Source organism: Curtobacterium sp. MMLR14_010 (assembly GCF_001865015.1).
In the GTDB taxonomy this organism is placed as follows: Bacteria; Actinomycetota; Actinomycetes; order Actinomycetales; family Microbacteriaceae; genus Curtobacterium.
This window is the reverse complement of record NZ_MJGV01000027.1, coordinates 36,342-52,267: the sequence shown is the minus strand read 5'-3', so window position 1 is coordinate 52,267 and position 15,926 is coordinate 36,342. Positions and strand designations below refer to the sequence as shown.

General features: G+C 69.9%; 18 protein-coding genes and 1 tRNA gene. 14 read left to right on the top strand and 5 right to left on the bottom strand.

What is annotated here, in order from left to right:
- Nucleotides 1–72 precede the first annotated feature (72 nt).
- The 3 genes from BIU98_RS06845 to BIU98_RS06835 form a co-directional block, all read right to left on the bottom strand.
- Complete coding sequence (locus BIU98_RS06845; RefSeq protein WP_071273768.1) at nt 73–2,115, bottom strand: VWA domain-containing protein; 2,043 nt, start codon at nt 2,113–2,115, stop codon at nt 73–75.
- Nucleotides 2,108–3,478 (bottom strand): ATP-binding protein, encoded by a 1,371-nt coding sequence (locus tag BIU98_RS06840; protein ID WP_071273810.1) that lies wholly within the window; start codon nt 3,476–3,478, stop codon nt 2,108–2,110. Before BIU98_RS06840 ends, BIU98_RS06845 begins: the two co-directional genes overlap by 8 nt.
- Nucleotides 3,479–3,587: 109 nt before the next feature.
- Nucleotides 3,588–4,787, bottom strand: coding sequence for a cobalamin-independent methionine synthase II family protein (locus BIU98_RS06835; RefSeq protein ID WP_071273765.1), 1,200 nt, complete (start codon nt 4,785–4,787; stop codon nt 3,588–3,590).
- 150 nt (nt 4,788–4,937) lie between these two features.
- Between BIU98_RS06835 and BIU98_RS06830 the strand changes: the two genes are divergently transcribed.
- From BIU98_RS06830 to BIU98_RS06810, 5 genes are all read left to right on the top strand, one after another.
- Nucleotides 4,938–6,401: an MFS transporter gene (locus BIU98_RS06830; protein ID WP_071273762.1), complete on the top strand. Its 1,464-nt coding sequence runs from the start codon at nt 4,938–4,940 to the stop codon at nt 6,399–6,401.
- Nucleotides 6,402–6,678: 277 nt separating this feature from the next.
- The gene (locus BIU98_RS06825; RefSeq protein WP_071273759.1) at nt 6,679–7,341 is read left to right on the top strand and encodes a GntR family transcriptional regulator; all 663 of its coding nucleotides are present in this window, start codon (nt 6,679–6,681) and stop codon (nt 7,339–7,341) included.
- 182 nt (nt 7,342–7,523) lie between these two features.
- Nucleotides 7,524–8,831, top strand: a complete 1,308-nt coding sequence (locus tag BIU98_RS06820; RefSeq protein ID WP_083393043.1) for an LCP family protein — start codon at nt 7,524–7,526, stop codon at nt 8,829–8,831.
- A 97-nt stretch (nt 8,832–8,928) separates the two neighbouring features.
- On the top strand, nt 8,929–10,248 hold the full coding sequence (locus BIU98_RS06815; protein ID WP_071273807.1) for an LCP family protein: 1,320 nt from the start codon (nt 8,929–8,931) through the stop codon (nt 10,246–10,248).
- Between the two features lie 358 nt (nt 10,249–10,606).
- Nucleotides 10,607–10,695: transfer RNA gene (locus BIU98_RS06810), tRNA-Ser, on the top strand.
- A gap of 58 nt (nt 10,696–10,753) precedes the next feature.
- Here the strand turns inward: BIU98_RS06810 and BIU98_RS06805 are convergent.
- Together BIU98_RS06805 and BIU98_RS06800 are read right to left on the bottom strand one after the other, a co-directional pair.
- Nucleotides 10,754–11,866, bottom strand: a complete 1,113-nt coding sequence (locus BIU98_RS06805; protein WP_071273756.1) for a site-specific integrase — start codon at nt 11,864–11,866, stop codon at nt 10,754–10,756.
- A complete protein-coding gene (locus BIU98_RS06800) occupies nt 11,853–12,119 on the bottom strand; it encodes a helix-turn-helix domain-containing protein (RefSeq protein ID WP_071273751.1) in 267 nt (88 codons plus the stop codon). Before BIU98_RS06800 ends, BIU98_RS06805 begins: the two co-directional genes overlap by 14 nt.
- A gap of 91 nt (nt 12,120–12,210) precedes the next feature.
- Between BIU98_RS06800 and BIU98_RS18880 the strand changes: the two genes are divergently transcribed.
- From BIU98_RS18880 to BIU98_RS06760, 9 genes are all read left to right on the top strand, one after another.
- Nucleotides 12,211–12,426, top strand: a complete 216-nt coding sequence (locus BIU98_RS18880) for an AlpA family transcriptional regulator (protein WP_071273748.1) — start codon at nt 12,211–12,213, stop codon at nt 12,424–12,426.
- A gap of 73 nt (nt 12,427–12,499) precedes the next feature.
- The gene (locus BIU98_RS06790) at nt 12,500–12,922 is read left to right on the top strand and encodes a hypothetical protein (protein ID WP_071273722.1); all 423 of its coding nucleotides are present in this window, start codon (nt 12,500–12,502) and stop codon (nt 12,920–12,922) included.
- Nucleotides 12,922–13,224 (top strand): hypothetical protein, encoded by a 303-nt coding sequence (locus tag BIU98_RS06785; protein ID WP_071273719.1) that lies wholly within the window; start codon nt 12,922–12,924, stop codon nt 13,222–13,224. The genes BIU98_RS06790 and BIU98_RS06785 overlap by 1 nt, the downstream gene beginning before the upstream one ends.
- A 76-nt stretch (nt 13,225–13,300) precedes the next feature.
- Nucleotides 13,301–13,660 carry a helix-turn-helix domain-containing protein gene (locus BIU98_RS06780; RefSeq protein WP_071273716.1) on the top strand — a complete coding sequence of 120 codons (360 nt, stop codon included), beginning with the start codon at nt 13,301–13,303 and terminating at the stop codon, nt 13,658–13,660.
- A gap of 203 nt (nt 13,661–13,863) precedes the next feature.
- Nucleotides 13,864–14,073: a hypothetical protein gene (locus BIU98_RS06775; protein WP_071273713.1), complete on the top strand. Its 210-nt coding sequence runs from the start codon at nt 13,864–13,866 to the stop codon at nt 14,071–14,073.
- Nucleotides 14,073–14,198: a hypothetical protein gene (locus BIU98_RS19970; protein ID WP_302847963.1), complete on the top strand. Its 126-nt coding sequence runs from the start codon at nt 14,073–14,075 to the stop codon at nt 14,196–14,198. The genes BIU98_RS06775 and BIU98_RS19970 overlap by 1 nt, the downstream gene beginning before the upstream one ends.
- Before the next feature lie 13 nt (nt 14,199–14,211).
- On the top strand, nt 14,212–15,111 hold the full coding sequence (locus BIU98_RS06770; protein WP_071273710.1) for a hypothetical protein: 900 nt from the start codon (nt 14,212–14,214) through the stop codon (nt 15,109–15,111).
- A gap of 154 nt (nt 15,112–15,265) precedes the next feature.
- A complete protein-coding gene (locus BIU98_RS06765) occupies nt 15,266–15,637 on the top strand; it encodes a hypothetical protein (protein ID WP_083393041.1) in 372 nt (123 codons plus the stop codon).
- The gene (locus tag BIU98_RS06760; protein WP_071273707.1) at nt 15,637–15,924 is read left to right on the top strand and encodes a hypothetical protein; all 288 of its coding nucleotides are present in this window, start codon (nt 15,637–15,639) and stop codon (nt 15,922–15,924) included. Before BIU98_RS06765 ends, BIU98_RS06760 begins: the two co-directional genes overlap by 1 nt.
- Nucleotides 15,925–15,926 lie beyond the last annotated feature (2 nt).

Here is a 15,926-nt window from a genome sequence, read left to right as displayed (position 1 = left end):
GCACGTGGGCCGGGGACGGACGGGAGGCTCGGTGCCAGCTGGCAACGAGCCTCCCGTCCGCGGACGCCGCGCTCAGCCGAAGCGGCTGAACGCGCCGCCACCGCCCCAGTCGTCGTCGCGGAAGAGCGCGCCCCCGCGCCGTGACCCGAGGTACGAACCGACCACGGCCACGCCGAGGTCGTCGTTCTCCGGGGCGGTCACGGTGCCCTCCACGCGCCGTGCCATCCCGTCGATGAACCGGGCGAGCCCCGGGTCGTCGCCGAGGCGGAAGAACGTCGTCTGGGCGCCGAGGCGGTGGGCGTTCTCGAGCTCGCGGACGCTCAGCGCGATCGTCATCGGGTCCGGCGGGTAGCTGAAGTACACCTGCCCGTTCGGCTCGAGGTGCGAGGTCGGCTCGCCGTCGGTGACGATGAGCAGCACCGGCTGCGCGGTCGGGTGCTTCCGGAAGTGCCGGTTCGCCAGCAGCAGGGCGTGGTGCAGGTTCGTGCCCTTGTCCCACTCGGCGTCGAGGCCGACGAGCTGCTCCACGTCCATCACCTCGGCTTCGCGACCGAAGGCGATGAGCTGCAGGTCGTCGCCGCGGAACCGGGTCGAGATGAGCGTGTGCAGCGCCAGGGCCGTGCGCTTCATCGGGACCCAGCGGTCCTCCATGGCCATCGAGAACGAGGTGTCGACGAGCAGGGCGACGACGGCCTGCGTGCGGGCCTCGGTCTCCTGGACCTCGACGTCGTCGATCGTCAGGCGGACCGCGGCACCGTCGCGGCCGGACGACGCCGTGCGGGTGACGGCGTTCGTGATGGTGCGGGGGATGTCCCACGGCTCGGTGTCCCCGAACGCCCACTGCCGGGTCGCGCCGGACGGTTCGCCCGAGGCCCCGGACCGGCGGAGGTCCCGCGCACCCTGCCGTCCCGACATCTTCTGGGCGACGTCCTTGAGCAGGCTCTTGCCGAGCTGCCGCATGGCCTTCGGGGTCAGCTTGTACTGGCCGTCGGCTCCACGGCGCATGGTGCCCGAGTGCTGCAGGGCCTTCTCGAGCTGCTGCAGGGTGCGGGCGTTGACCGCGGCCTCGGACCCGAGCTGACGGGCCAGCGACTCGAGGTCCAGGTCGTCGAGGTCCGAGCCGGGACCCGACTGCGCCAGCTGCTCGGCGAGGGCGTCGAGGTCGGCGATGTCCTGGAACGCGCCGGTGCCGTCACCGAGCCCGAGTCCCTGCTCGCCGTCCATCCGCTCGGAGCCGCCCCAGTCCTCGCCGGGGCGGAGCGCACGGAGGTTGCCGTCGAGCTGCGACAGCGCACCCATCAGGTCGGGGCTGCCGAAGGCCTGCTGCGCGAGGGCGTCGAGCTCGTCGCGCTGCTCCTGCGTCATCGAGTTGCGCATCCGTTGGGCGGCGGCGGCCCGGGCGGCGAGGTCGTCGAGGAGCTCGTCGACGTTCTTCGGGTCGGACGGGAAGTACTCCCCGTGCTTCGCCATGAACTCGTCGAACTGCTCCTGTGAGTCGGTGCCGGTGCGGTGGTCCTCGAGCAGCTGGTTGAGGTCCTGCATCATCGCCTGGACGTCGGCACGGTCGTCGTCGTCGGCGTTCTCGAGCGCTTGCTTCATGCCGGCGAAGCGCTGGTCGAGCATCTCCCGACCGAGCAGGTCCTTGATCTCCTCGTACTTCTGGCGGGCCGTGGGGCTCGTCCAGTCGTACCCGGCGAGTTCGGTCACGGCGGCCGCTGGCGACGGCGGCAGGCTGTCGAGCTGCAGTTCGGCCAGGGCCCGGTCGCCGTCCTCGAGGTCCACGTTGCGCGCCAGCTCGCCACGTTCGGCGAGCAGCGCCTCGTCGAGCAGCTGCTTGACCTGCTGCAGCGTGCCGTCGAGGTTGTTCTTGCTCGTCAGCTCGCGGCGCTTCTCCGCCACACGACGCGCGAGGTCGTCGAGCCCGCGCTGGTCACGGCCACCGCGGCGCAGGAACTCCCGCATCGCCCGCTCGGGGGAGTACCCGGCCATGACGTCCTGGCCGATGGCGTCGAGCGCCTCGGACAGGTCGGCGGGCGGCGCGAGGGGGTCGGGACCACCGGCGTACTGCCCGTACCGGGTGTCCCGTGACAGCCGGCGGTTCTGCCGACTAGCCATAGACGGCTTCGCCCCCGCCGGACTCCTTGCTGATCTTCCGCGCGAGGAACAGGCCCTCGAGTGCGAGCTCGATCGCGCCGGCCCGCTCGCCGTCGTTCGTGGCGCCGAGTCGTTCGCAGATGCGGTCGTAGAGGTCGGACTCGCCGAGGGACGGCAGCCCCTCGAGGAACGCGCGAGCCGACACCTGTTCGCCGGTGGTCACCATGGTGCCGCCGTCGAGGGCCTCGATGAGCTGCGCGAGGTCGAGTCCGCGGAGCCGTGACCGGACGGTCTCGGCGGTGGCGGTGCGGAGCAGGTGCTCCAGGACCTCGTCGGCTCGGTCCTCTTCCCCCGACTCGAACTCGATCTTGCCGCCGAGGACGTCGACGGCGGTCTCGAGGTCGATGGGCCGGGCGACCGGCTCCGACTCGCCCTGTCGCGCCGCCCGGTGCACGGCCGCGGCGGAGACGGTCTCGGCGCCGGCGATGGAGAAGCGGGCGCTGACGCCGCTGCGCTGGTCCACGGCACTCGATCCCCGGAGGGCCCGGGTGAAGCGGGCGAGGATCTCGATGAGCGCGTCGGGCACGTCGGCCGTGAGCTCGGCCTCTTGTCGGATGACGGCGATCTCGTCCTCGAGCTCGATCGGGTAGTGCGTGCGGATCTCGGCGCCGAAGCGGTCCTTCAGCGGCGTGATGATCCGACCGCGGTTGGTGTAGTCCTCGGGGTTCGCGCTCGCCACGACCAGGACGTCGAGCGGCAGCCGCAGCACGTAGCCGCGGATCTGCACGTCGCGTTCCTCCATCACGTTGAGCATGGCGACCTGGATGCGCTCGGCGAGGTCGGGCAGCTCGTTGATCGCGACGATGCCGCGGTGCGCCCGGGGGATCAGCCCGAAGTGGATGGTCTCCGGGTCGCCGAGGCTGCGTCCCTCGGCCACCTTCATCGGGTCCACGTCGCCGATGAGGTCGGCCACGGAGGTGTCCGGGGTCGCGAGCTTCTCGACGTAGCGGCCGTCGCGGTGCCACCAGTCGATGGGCAGCGCGTCGCCGAGCTCCTCGGCACGCCGGATGCTGGCCGTGGTGATCGGTTCGAAGGGGTGCTCGCCGAGTTCGGACCCGGCGATGACCGGCGTCCACTCGTCGAGCAGGCCCTGCAGGGTGCGCAGCAGCCGGGTCTTGCCCTGGCCGCGTTCGCCGAGCAGGACGACGTCGTGCCCGGCGATCAGGGCACGTTCGAGCTGGGGGACGACGGTGGTCGCGAAGCCGTGCAGGCCGGGCCAGGGATCGGAGCCCTCGCGGAGGGCGGTGAGCAGGTTGTCGCGGATCTCGGCGCGGACCGTCTTCTGGACGTGACCAGAGGTGCGGAGCTCGCCGACCGTTCTCATGGTGGGTCGGGTCACGTCGTCGACGTTACGCCGCCCCACTGACGGACGGGAGGCTCGGTGCCAGCTGGCACCGAGCCTCCCGTCCGTCGTCGGTGACCGTCTCAGGTCGTCAGCCGAAGAGCCGCTTGCTCGCGATCTCGGCACCCTCGGTGAGCGCCCGGAGCTTCGCCCAGGCGACGTCGGTCGCGACGAACTCGTAGCTGGCGAACGTGGCGAGGCCGCAGTCGGTCCCGGCGACGATGCGGGTCGGGTCGCCGACGGCCTCCGCTGCCTCGACGATGCGGTTCGCGACGAGCTGCGGGTGCTCCAGGTAGTTCGTCGTCACGTCGATGACGCCCGGCACCAGGACGGCGTCCTCGGGCAGCGGCAGGTCGCGGAACGCGGGGAACTCGTGCGCGTGGCGCGGGTTGCCGAACGGGATGCTGAAGGACCCGACCTCGGCGCGGTACAGGTGCGGGAGCAGCACGTCGACGGGCACGTCGTCCTGGTGCGGGCCCTGCCAGTTGCCGTAGCAGACGTGCAGGCGGGTCCGCTCCTTCGGGATGTTGCGCAGTGCGTGGTTGAGGGCGTCGACGTGCAGGTCGACCGCCTGGAGGAACTCCTCGGTGCTCGCATCGCCGAAGTGGATGACCCGCTCCATCGCGAGGTCAGGAGCGTCCAGTTGGAGGATGTGCCCGCGGGCGACGATCTCCTCGTACTCCACGCGGAGCTGCTCGGCCAGGGCGAAGACGTACTCGCCGTGGTCGGCGTAGTGGGGGTTGGCCTCGTCGAGGAGCAGCGTCGTCGCGACGATGCCGGGTGTCGCCGCGGAGATGAAGGTGCCGGCGGGGGTGCGACCGGCGGCCGCGTTCCTGGCGAGCTCGCGTTCGAAGCCGTCGAGGTCCTCGCGGATGCCGGCGCGTTCCTCGTCGTACTCCAGCAGACCCTGGGCGAGGGGGGTGTCCCAGACCCGGGCGAACTCGGCGCCCTCGTCGATCTGCTTCGCCTGGAACGCGGCGTAGCCCGGGAACTTGACCGAGTCGAGCGTCGGCTTGCGGTGGCCCGTGCCGCCGAACCCGGTGAGCCGTTCGCGGATGTACGTGGAGAAGCCCACGCGGGGGACCTCGCCGTCGTTCACCACGTCGAGCCCGACGTCGAGCTGGGCGTCGACGGTGCTCGCGAGGACGGCGGCCGTCTCCTCGCGGAGCGCGGCCTCGTCGTAGGGCTTGCCCTGGTCGCGGGCCACGAGCAGGGCGCTGAGTTCCGGCGTCCGCGGGAGCGACCCGGTGTGGGTGGTCAGGATGCGGTCGGTCGAGTTCTGGAGCGGCACGCTGCCACGCTACTTGCGGGCGGCCGTCCAGGGTCACGATGTCCGCCCCGTGTGACGTGCAGTTCCGGACCCGAACGACATCGGCGATCCGGGCGTAGGTTCTCCATCTGTGCCGGACCGCGGGGGCCCGGCGGGTGAGGAGCGACCGCGATGACGAGCGCGAGCGGACTGCAGGACGGCCAGGTCAGGAGCCTGGTCCCGGCGCGGATGGACCGACTGCCGTGGACCCGGTTCCACTGGAGCATCGTGGTGGGGCTCGGGATCTCCTGGGTCCTCGACGGGCTCGAGATCCAGATCGTCTCGAACGCCGGCTTCCAGGCGGACCTCGGCCTGTCGACGCAGGAGGTGACGACGCTCGGGACCATCTACCTGTTCGGGCAGGTGTTCGGTGCGTTGGTCTTCGGGCGGATGTCCGACCGGCTCGGTCGCCGCAAGCTGTTCATCCTGACCCTGGCGATCTACCTGATCGGCTCCGGCATCGCCGGCTTCGCGCAGGACTTCTGGTTCCTGGCGGTCTTCCGGTTCATCGCCGGGCTCGGCATCGGTGGCGAGTACGCCGCGATCAACTCCGCGATCGACGAGCTGATCCCGGCGAAGTACCGCGGGCACGTCGACATCGCGATCAACGGCACGTACTGGGGTGGCGCAGCCCTCGGCGCCTTCGCGAACATCTACCTGCTCGACACGGCGTACTTCGCGGAGAACGTCGGGTGGCGCATCGGCTTCTTCCTCGGCCCGGTGCTCGGCATCGCGATCATCTTCCTGCGACGGCACATCCCCGAGAGCCCACGCTGGCTGATGACCCACGGGCGCCAGGAGGAGGCCGAGGCCACCGTCGCGCGGATCGAGGCCGAGGTCGAGCGGGAGTCCGGTCGGCCGCTCGAGGCGGTCGACGAGTCGAAGGCGATGACGGTCACCCCGATGGACAAGGTCTCGCTGCGGACCGTCGCGAAGGTGCTCATCATGCAGTACCCGAAGCGCACCCTCGTCGGCGCGACCATGATGATCACGCAGGCGTTCCTCTACAACGCGATCTTCTTCACGTACGCGCTCGTGCTGACCAACTTCTTCGGGCTGAAGACCTCGGAGACCGCGGTCTACTTCTTCCCGTTCGCGATCGGCAACCTGCTCGGACCGCTCGTGCTCGGGCGGCTGTTCGACACGTGGGGTCGTCGGCAGATGATCTTCAGCACGTACCTGATCTCCGGCCTGGTCCTCGCGGTGTCCGCCTTCCTGTTCCAGGCCGACGCGATCAGCGCCACCGTGCAGGTCGTCTTCTGGTGCATCTCGTTCTTCTTCGCCTCAGCCGGAGCGTCGAGCGCCTACCTGACCGTGAGCGAGATCTTCCCGCTTGAGCTCCGGTCGCAGGCGATCTCGTACTTCTTCGCGCTGGCGCAGGTCTTCGGGGCGATCGCGCCGACGATCTACGGCGCGCTCATCGGGGACGGGTCGTCTCGTGAACCGCTCTTCTGGGGCTACCTGCTCGGCGCCGGGATCATGATCCTCGGTGGCATCGTGGCGTTGGTCTTCGGCGTGGACGCCGCCCGCAAGGGCCTCGAGGACGTCACGCAGCCGCTCTCGGTCATCGCCAAGAAGGAGGAATCGAAGCGCTGACCGGCGATATCCGGAATGTTTAGCGGCTGACGATCGATCCTGCAACGCTCTCTCCATCGACCCCCGACGGGGGTCCCGGACGGCGGGAGTGCAGTGATGCAAGACGGGCACCGTGCCCTCCACAGGGCGACGATCGGCGGACTCGTCCACCGATCACGACCGACCATCCCCGGCGGTGAGCGCCGTGCGTGATGGTGGGCTCATGGGGTACGACGACACTGTGACTGCGCCCTCCCCGCAGCCGCGACCGCGGGGGCCGCAGACGGACCGTGCAGCGATGTCGGGGCTCGACGGCCCCGACCCGCTCGGCGTGCGGCGCAGCCTGCTGCGGGATGCGGTCTTCACCTGGCTGCTCGACCGGATCCTCCGGGGGGAGTACCGGCGCGGGCAGCGCCTCCGCCTCGACGCCATCGCCGACGACATGCGGGTCTCCCGGACGCCCGTGCGCGAAGCCCTGGTGCCGCTCGAGTCGCTCCGGCTCGTGTCGGTGCAGCGGTACGTCGGGGTGGTCATCGCGCACTGGTCGCTCGACCAGATGCAGGAGCGCATCCGGCTCGGGTGCACGATGCTCGCGGCTCCGCCGATGCCCGGAGCGCGGTCGGCGGAGCGCTTCGACCCGTTCTGGATCCGCGACTGCATGACCGAGGCCGGGGCGTTCGTCGAGATCGGGTCCTGGCTGCTCCGGCGGGCTGGCGCCACGGTCAGCGCCGACTGGCTGGCGGCGCAGCGTCCCGTGCTCGACATGTTCTACACGGACGACGTCGCCGCGGCGAACGGCATCGACGCCGTGGTCGACCGCCGCCACCGCCTCGACCTGGTCGAGCGTGCGCGGGCCGCCGCCGTGCGGGACGACCTCGACGACTGCGCCAAGGCGGTCCGCGCGCTCGGGGAGTGCCTGATCGCCCTCCCCGATCGGTTCCGAGCGGCGGAGTCCGCATGACGACGTGACGCCGACCCGGTGACGCCGGTGTGGGGCCGCCGCGGGCGCTGACCGGCACGCGCTCGCGGTGGCCCCCGAACGAGGCACGCCGAGCCGACCCGGGTCCCCGGCGACGAGCACCCGCTCGGGTATCGTCCCCCGGCGAGCGGCCGTGCCCGGGGCTGCTCGGAGGGAGCCCATCCGTGACCGATCCCGACGGTCCACAGTCCGACTTCGACGACGTCCTCGACCCGAGACGCCGCCCGTCCGTCGTCTCCGGCCCGGGGTTCCGGGTCAGCGGAGCACGGCACAACCGGGGTCGTCGTGACCTCGGGGTCCGTCGGCTCGTCAGCGGCGTCGGCATCGCCGCAGCGGTCGCCGTCATGAGCGCCACCTCGCTCTCGGCCTACGCGGCCTACGACGTGGGCCACGGGTTCCAGCAGCGTGCGGTCGACGTCGGCAGTGGCGCGGCATCAACAGAGGGTGCCTTCAACGTGCTGGCGATCGGCGCCGACAACGACCCGACCCAGGGGACCGCGTACGGCGACCGCGGCGCGACGCTCAACGACTCGAACGTGCTGCTGCACGTGTCCGCCGACCACACCCACGCGGTGGCGATCAGCTTCCCGCGCGACCTCGTCCTGGACCAGCCGGCGTGCAGTGGCGGACCCGCCGTGCAGGACACCCCGCTCAACCAGGCCTACGGACGCGGCGGCATGGACTGCGTCGTCTCGACGATCGAGCACGCCACCGGCATGGACGTCCCCTACGCGGCGCAGGTCAGCTTCGCCGGGGTCATCCGGATGTCGGACGCCGTCGGCGGCGTGCCGGTCTGCGTCACGGACGCGGTCGACGACCCCTACACCGGGCTGCAGCTCGCAGCGGGGGAGCACACCGTCTCGGGGACGACCGCGCTCGCGTTCCTCCGGGACCGGCACGGTGTCGGCGACGGCAGTGACCTCTCCCGGATCTCGAGCCTGCAGCAGTTCCTGTCCTCGTTGCTCCGCAAGGTCAAGCACGAGGGCACGCTCGGCGACCCCGCGAAGCTGTACGGGCTCGCGAAGGCCGCGTCACAGAACATCACCCTGTCGACCTCGCTCGCGAAGCCCTCGACGATGGTCGACATCGCCCGCGCCTTCGAGGGCATCGACCTCGGTGACATCACCTTCGTGCAGTACCCGGGCAGCGTGGACGACCCGGCCTTCCCGGGCAAGGTCGTCCCCGACCGGGCGACTGCCGACCGGCTGGTCCGCGCGGTCCGTGCTGACCGTCCGTTCAGCCTCGACGCCGGTGCCACCGGGCGCGGTGCGACCGAGGCCGCTCCGTCCACGGCTCCGTCCGCTGGTGGTGCGGCACCCGCTGACGCGCCTGCGCAGGCCTCGGCCCCGTCCGAGCACGCCACGACGGGGTCCGGCGCGGCATCGAGCCCGTCCGCGTCGCCGCGCGAGATGGCCGGCGTCACCGGGCAGACCGCAGCCCAGAAGACCTGCGCGGTGGCCGCCGGCGGGTGACCACGACGGACCGGACGCCGTCGGCACACACGGAACCGCAAGGGGAGACTGTGCCAGCCTGTCCCGGTTGCCGAGTCCGCCGACGACAGGAGTGCCCGTGAACGACGTCCGCGATCGATCCCACCGCCTGAACCGGGTGGACGGGATCGCCCGACACGGACGCCTCCGTCGGCACCGGCCGGTGGGCACCGCCGTCAAGGTGCTCTCCGGCGTCGTGGCCGTCGCGCTCGTCAGCACGGCATCGGTCACGGCGATCGCGGCGAAGCAGGTCGCGGACGACTTCGGCGAGGGCGTGCAGATCCAGGGACAGTCCGCTGCGCCGCCCCGGCAGCAGCACGGCTCGACGCTCAGCGCCTTCGAGGGCGGCTTCACGATGCTCGTCGTCGGGACCGACAACGACCCCGAGCAGGGCACGCAGTACGGGGAGCGGGACGCGACGCTCAACGACGTCAACATCCTGCTGCACGTGTCCGCGGACCACACGAACGCCACCGCCGTGAGCATCCCGCGCGACCTGGTCACGCCGATCCCGGCGTGCGCGAAGCCCGACGGCTCCGGCTCGACACCGTCCATGGCCGCGCAGCCGATCAACACCGCGTGGGGTGAGGGAGGCCTGAACTGCGTGGTGCAGACCGTGCAGGGACTCACCGGCCTCGACGTGCAGTACTCGGCGGCGGTCTCCTTCAACGGCGTCATCGAGATGTCGAACGCGATCGGCGGCGTGCCGGTCTGTGTCGCGTCGCCGATCCACGACCGCTACACGGGCCTCGACCTGCCGGCGGGGACGACCACGCTGCAGGGCTCGCAGGCGCTCGAGTTCCTCCGCACGCGCCACGGGGTGGGCGACGGGTCCGACCTCGGACGCATCTCGAGCCAGCAGGTGTTCCTGTCCTCGCTGCTCCGGACCGTGAAGGCCGACCGCACCCTGACCTCGCCGGCGACGCTGTACAAGCTCGCGCGGGCCGCGGCGTCGAACATGCAGCTGTCCGAGAGCCTGAACGACCCGCGCACCATGGTCCGGATGGGCCGGGCGCTGCAGGACCTGCCGCTCGACCGGGTGAACTTCGTGCAGTACCCGGGGACGACCGGCGGCACGGGCGTCTACGCCGGCAAGGTGCAGCCGACGACGGAGCTGGCCGACGCGCTCTTCGCCCGGATCAAGGCGGACGAGTCGTTCTCCCTGGGTGCGGGCAGCACGGGGATCGGTTCCGAGTCGGCGCCCGCCGCCCCGACCCCGACGGCCGAGACGCCGGCGCAGCCCGCGGCCGCGCAGACGCCAGCGGCGCCGGCCCCGGCCACGCCCGGGGCTCCGACGGCCACCGCTTCGCCCTCTGCTCCGGCCACCGCCGACACCCTCGACGGCCTGCAGGGGCAGTCCGCCGCGCAGCAGACCTGCTCGCGGGCCTTCGGCTCGTAGCGGACACCCTGGAGACGCGAGCCGGCCCGGAACACGCGCGTGCTCGCCCCGGAACGCAGGAACGGGGACGCTGCCTGGGCTGCGTCCCCGTTCCGGTCACTCCTCGACGGCTGCCGGACACGGGCGAGCCGTGCCGGGTCGAGGGGTGCTGCTGGGTGCTGTGTCGCGACGACGGGGACGAGCCCCGGAATGTGATGCCGCGTCTGGACGAGACTAACGACCGGGGTACGCCCCGACAAGCCCAGTGCGTCCCCACTTCGGGGGACCGGTGGTCGCGGTGCGGAATCCGGCTCAGGACGTGAGGTCGAGCGGCCCCGCGTCCTCCTGTATGGTGGTGTGTGCGTCCGCGAGGGCGCATGGAGACGTCGCATAGTCCGGCCGAGTGCACCACCCTGCTAAGGTGGAGTCCCCTTTAGGGGACCGAGGGTTCAAATCCCTCCGTCTCCGCACTCGAGAAGCCCTTCCGATCCGCATGAACATGCGGGACGGAGGGGCTTCCGCCGTTTCAGGAAGCGGCAGAGCCCCACAAATCGAACACATCCGCTGCACGTGCTGCATCATCCAGGCCGTCCGCCAGAGCCGTCAGGTCGTCGTCGAACAGGTCCGCGTACACGTCTAGCGTCATCGCCGCGGAGGCGTGGCCGAGCATGCGCTGCACAGCCTTGACGTTCGCGCCCGAGCTGATCGCGAGCGACGCGGCCGTGTGACGAAGGTCGTGCGGCGTCATCGGATCCAGCCCGCATTCCGCGAGCGCGGAGACGAACCAGGACTTGCTGCCCTTCGACGCTCGCGTGCGCCGCATGTACGAGCCGTCCGCACCCGGGAAGACCAGATCATCCCGGGCCTTCCCCTCGCACGCTCGAGCGAGCGCTGGGACGAGCAGCTTCGGGAAGACGAGCGTTCGCCGCTTGTGCGTCTTCGGCGTACCGACCTCCATCGTCCCGTTCACCTCGACGGCGTTCTCCACGACCGACAGCCGCCGGCGCAGCATGTCCAGGTCTCGCACCCGCAGTCCGATCGCTTCACCCCATCGGAGGCCCGTGTAGCCGAGCACGGCCACGAGTGCGCCGCGCTCGCCGGATGCCCGCACGAGTGCCGCCAGCTGCTGCTGGGAGAGGTAGACGTGCGGCTTCGACACCTTGCGGGGGAGGTTCACTCCTCGAGCGTGATTCACGCTCACGCGGCGATCCTTCACGGCGACGTCGAGGATGCCGGCCAGCACGCCGTACGCGCGCAGCACCGTCGTCGCGCCGCGCTCGCCGGAGAGGCCAGCCACCCACGCCTGCACCGCTGAGTGGCTCACAGCGCCGACCGCGACCTTCCCCCATCGCGGCTCTACGTGCACGCGCCACGACGTCTCCACGGGCCGCAGAGACGACGGCTTGAGGTGAGTCTGACCTTCGAGCCACGCGACTGCGAGCTCGCCGATCGTGACCTTCGCGTCGGACGGGTCGACGTACTCGCCGCGGTGCTTCGACACTTCGATCGTCGCCCGGTAGGTTTCGGCGTCGCGCTTCCGGACGAAGCCCTTCTTCTCGCGCTGCTTCCGGTCAGGCGTGCGGTAGCGGACCTTGTAGCGAGGGCCGGCCTTCGTCTCGTAGGGCTCAATGCTCGCCATCGTCTGCCCTCATCTCCTTGAGGCGCTCGAACGACTTGGTCAACAGCTCGGTCGGCTCCATGCCAAGAGCTATCGCGATCTTGCCCACGTCTGCTACGGCGATCTTGCGTTCTCCGGCGAGCAGGCGGGCCAGAGAAGCCGGCGACATGTTGAGACGTGCTGCGAGCTGCCGACCGGAGACCTTCCGAGCCGCCAGTTCCGCGCGCAGAGTCGCAGCCGTCGCCTCGTTGATGTCGCTCAGCTCGTTGTCCATGTCGCCCAGCCTAGTTGCATTGCGTCGATCTAAGGTCTACTGTCCCAATAAGCGAGACAAACACCGCAAAAAACGAATGAGAGAGGCAAGCATGGATGCCCAGATCGCACAGCGCGAGCGACTGCTCACGACCCAGGAAGTCGCCGCCTGGGTGGGCATGACGCCCTCGGCGCTCTCGCAGCTCCGGTTCAAGGGTCGTGGCCCGAAGTTCCGGAAGCTCGGCCCGAAGACCGTTCGCTACGTCGAGAGCGACGTCCAGGAGTGGATTGATGACGCGGAGCGGACGCCCACAGCGGAGGCGTCATGAGAACGAGAAAGCCCCGGGCGGCAACCCGGGGCGGTGTCCAGTACCCAGCTCAGAACCAGAACGGACAAGACCAGTGAACACCAGACAGCCCGCCGGCCACAAGACGTCCAGCATCACCGCGAGCACGCTCGCAGCCACTGCAGCCTTCCCGATCACCATCCGTGACGCGGTGATCACCCGTGTCAGGCCCGAGGTGCGCAACGGCACCGTCACCAGGACCATCGGCGAGATTCAGATCTTCCCGGATGCAGGGCGCATCGAGATCGTCCTGGGTGTCGGCGTCATGGACCACGAACGGGCGGCGGTCGGCCACAACGCGGTCGTCCTCCCGCACGAACTTCGCGCCGACGCGGACGCCGACTTCTGGGACGAGACCACACACCGACGGACCGGCGAGCGTGTGTGGCGGTGCGCCCTCTTCCTGGCTGCCCCGGACCCGCTTCTTCTCCTCGAGCTCGAGCAGCTCGCCGACGCGACCAACGAGGTGCACGCCTGATGGACAAGAGCACCCAGGCCCGGTGCCGGCAGCGTGGATGTGTCCACTACGGCTTGTGGCACTCCGTCACTGACTCCGCCCACCGCGCCAAGACGCTCCACACGGCGCTCGCCGCAGTGACCATTGAGAAGTCCACCGAGGACGGTCCCTGGATGGTGTGGATCGCCCCGCACGGAGAGGCGAAGGTCGGACCGCTGCTGGCCCCTCCGCAGCCTACGCAGGGCATCCCGCACGAGGAGTGGATGGAGCTCCGCAGCGCCGTCCTCTACGCCCTCCGCAGCGCCAAGCAGTTCAGCGCCTGAACCGCGACCATCAGCAACCACGACAGGAGGTGCGTGTGACCAGACACACCACCGCCGGACCCGCGAGGTGCGACCGGTGAGCGTCGAGGCGATCGAGTGGGCGTTCCAGCAGGAGGGCATGTCGGTGACCCAAAAGGCAGTCCTCGTGTCTCTCGGCGATCACTACAACCGGAAGCTGCACTACGCGTTCCCCTCCCACGCCACGCTCGCGCGTCGATGCTCCGCAGCGCGCTCGACCGTTCAGACCGCACTGCTCGATCTCGAGAACAAGCTCGGCCTCATCGTCTCTGAGTCGCGAGTGGACAAGAACGGCCGCCAGACGTCCAGCCGGTACTACCTCCCCGATTTCGACCCGCTGTCTCATCCCGGAGTCATCGACATCGACGAGATGGGGACTGCCCGGCTCCCGGGCATACCCCTACCGAGAGCCGGGTAGGGAGTGCCCGGGAGCCGGGCACTCCCTGCCCGGCTCTCGGGCACAGGACTGCCCGGCTCCCGGGCACGAACCAGGAGATGAACCACTACATGAACCAGGACATGAACCAGAAGTGAAGGCGAGACGGTCGGCTCGAGCACTTCGACGCAAGCCGATCGCACTCCTCAGCAGAAGCAACCCCGTCCAGTGAAGGAGACATCGCGATGCAGAAGAACGGACCCGACGTCACCCCGTACGACGTGCGGCTGCAGCGCTACCGCCGGCACGCCCGCCGGTGGGAGCAACGAGCGAAGGCGAAGGAACGGAAGCTCGCCGACGCCCGCCGCACCATCAGCTCGCTCGTCGACCAGCTCGACGCGATCGCTGACCAGCTCGACAACCTCACCACCCGCCTCAACCGACAGGAACCCTGATGCCCCAGCCCGCAGACGACGAGCAGATCCAGCAGTGGCTGGACGACGCCAACGACAACCCCGACGAGTACACCCCCGAACAGATCGCCAACCTCGCCCGCGGGCGAGACAAGAACGCGAAGTAAGGACACCGACCACATGGACACCACCGCCCGCGCCACCAGCGACGACGACAAGGACATCCAGCTCACCGACTGGATCGACACCCTCGAACAGCTCGGCATCGACACCAAGAAGACCCTCGAGGAAGAGCACGCCCTCATCGAGAAGCAGCACACCATCAACGCTCACTGGGCCCGCTTCCGCTCCGGACAAGGGCGCAGCCTCATCGACGCCGCAACGAAGCTCTCCGAGGAGCCCGCCGACTACGACTCCTTCGCCAACGCGATCATCACCGCCTCGATCGCAGCAGACCCCTCCGCCGAAGAACGCACCCGGAAGGTCGTGGGTCTCGCCGCACAGTTCGCCGGCCAGGCGGCCTACAACCACTTCCGCAAGCGCGGGGAGGGGGTCTACAAGCTGATCACCCCCGTCTTCACCGAGACCCGGGACGCCATCATCCGGGACGGCGCTGCACTGCCGGAAGGTGTGAACGACCTCGACACCGCTGCTCGCGCCGGCGTCGAGCAGGAGTGGCTGCGGCTCGAAGCCCTCATCGATCGGTGGTCCACGCTGCTGCAGCTCATCGAGTCCTGGTACGTCAACCGTGTCCTCCCGACCGACGGCCACAACCTCGAGCGCCTCAACGTGTGGATGTTCGTCTACGAGAACTACGAGGAAGCGGCCAACACGTACGGCTCCGGCATCCTCGGCACCATCCGCCAGGTCATCAACGGCGACGCGACGCTGCTGACGATCGACCAGGTCGACGAGCTCGGATCGAACAAGGTCAGGAGCAGCGACCCGAACGAGAAGCGCGCGTCTCACCACCGACAGCAGCAGGCCGACGACGAGGCCAACGCGATTCTCCGCGCTGAGTGGGAAGCCAACGGCATCAGCCCGCGGCTCGCTGCAGCGTCCGCCAAGCGCCGCCGCTGACCGCACCGGTGGGGTCCACATGGCACGTGGACCCCGCCTCGGGGCATGGGCCCACCACCCCCTCCCCCCGGGGTGCGTTCGACCGTATAGGTGCTGTGGCTCTGGCTGGCTGCATTGCACATCATCCGAATTCCGGGACGCCGAGGAGGCGCACATGGCCCGCAAGAAGGCCGAAGAGCCAGCAGGCGAAGTGCTGCGCCGGCAGTACGACGCAGCGCTCGGAGAAGAGCACGAGTGGACCGAGAGAGACCGGGTCATCCTCGAGCTCGCTCAGCGGCAGGCGAACGACATCCAGGCGCTCGAGGAGGTCCTCGCGGCCGACGGCATGACCGTGAAGGGCTCCGCCGGCCAGGTCCGACTGCACCCGGCGGTCGCCGAGCTGCGGCTGCAGCGCCTGTCACTCACCCGGATGCTCGCCCAGATCCCGCTACCCGACGAGACGGGGCAGCCCATGAAGAATCCGACCAAGCAGCGCGCGGCACGCCGCCGCTGGGACCGCGTGCAAGCGCGGAGAGAGGGCAACTGATGCCCAGGAGAAAGAACACCGCCGACACCGCCCGTGTCGGCGTCAGGGAAGCGGTTCGAGCCAAGTTCAAGCGTCGCGCCGACCGGTGGGGACACATCCCTGATGCGCCGTACCGCCGGATCCTCGAACAGCTCGACGCCGGCGAGGACGTCCTCGTCACCTACAAGGACCTCCACGGCACCGGCGCGATCGCGACCCGCGGCGGCCGGTACGTGCTGCACGCCGACGGCACCCTCACCGAAGACCACTACATCGACCGGCCGGGCACCGCCCCGGCACGCAACTGAAA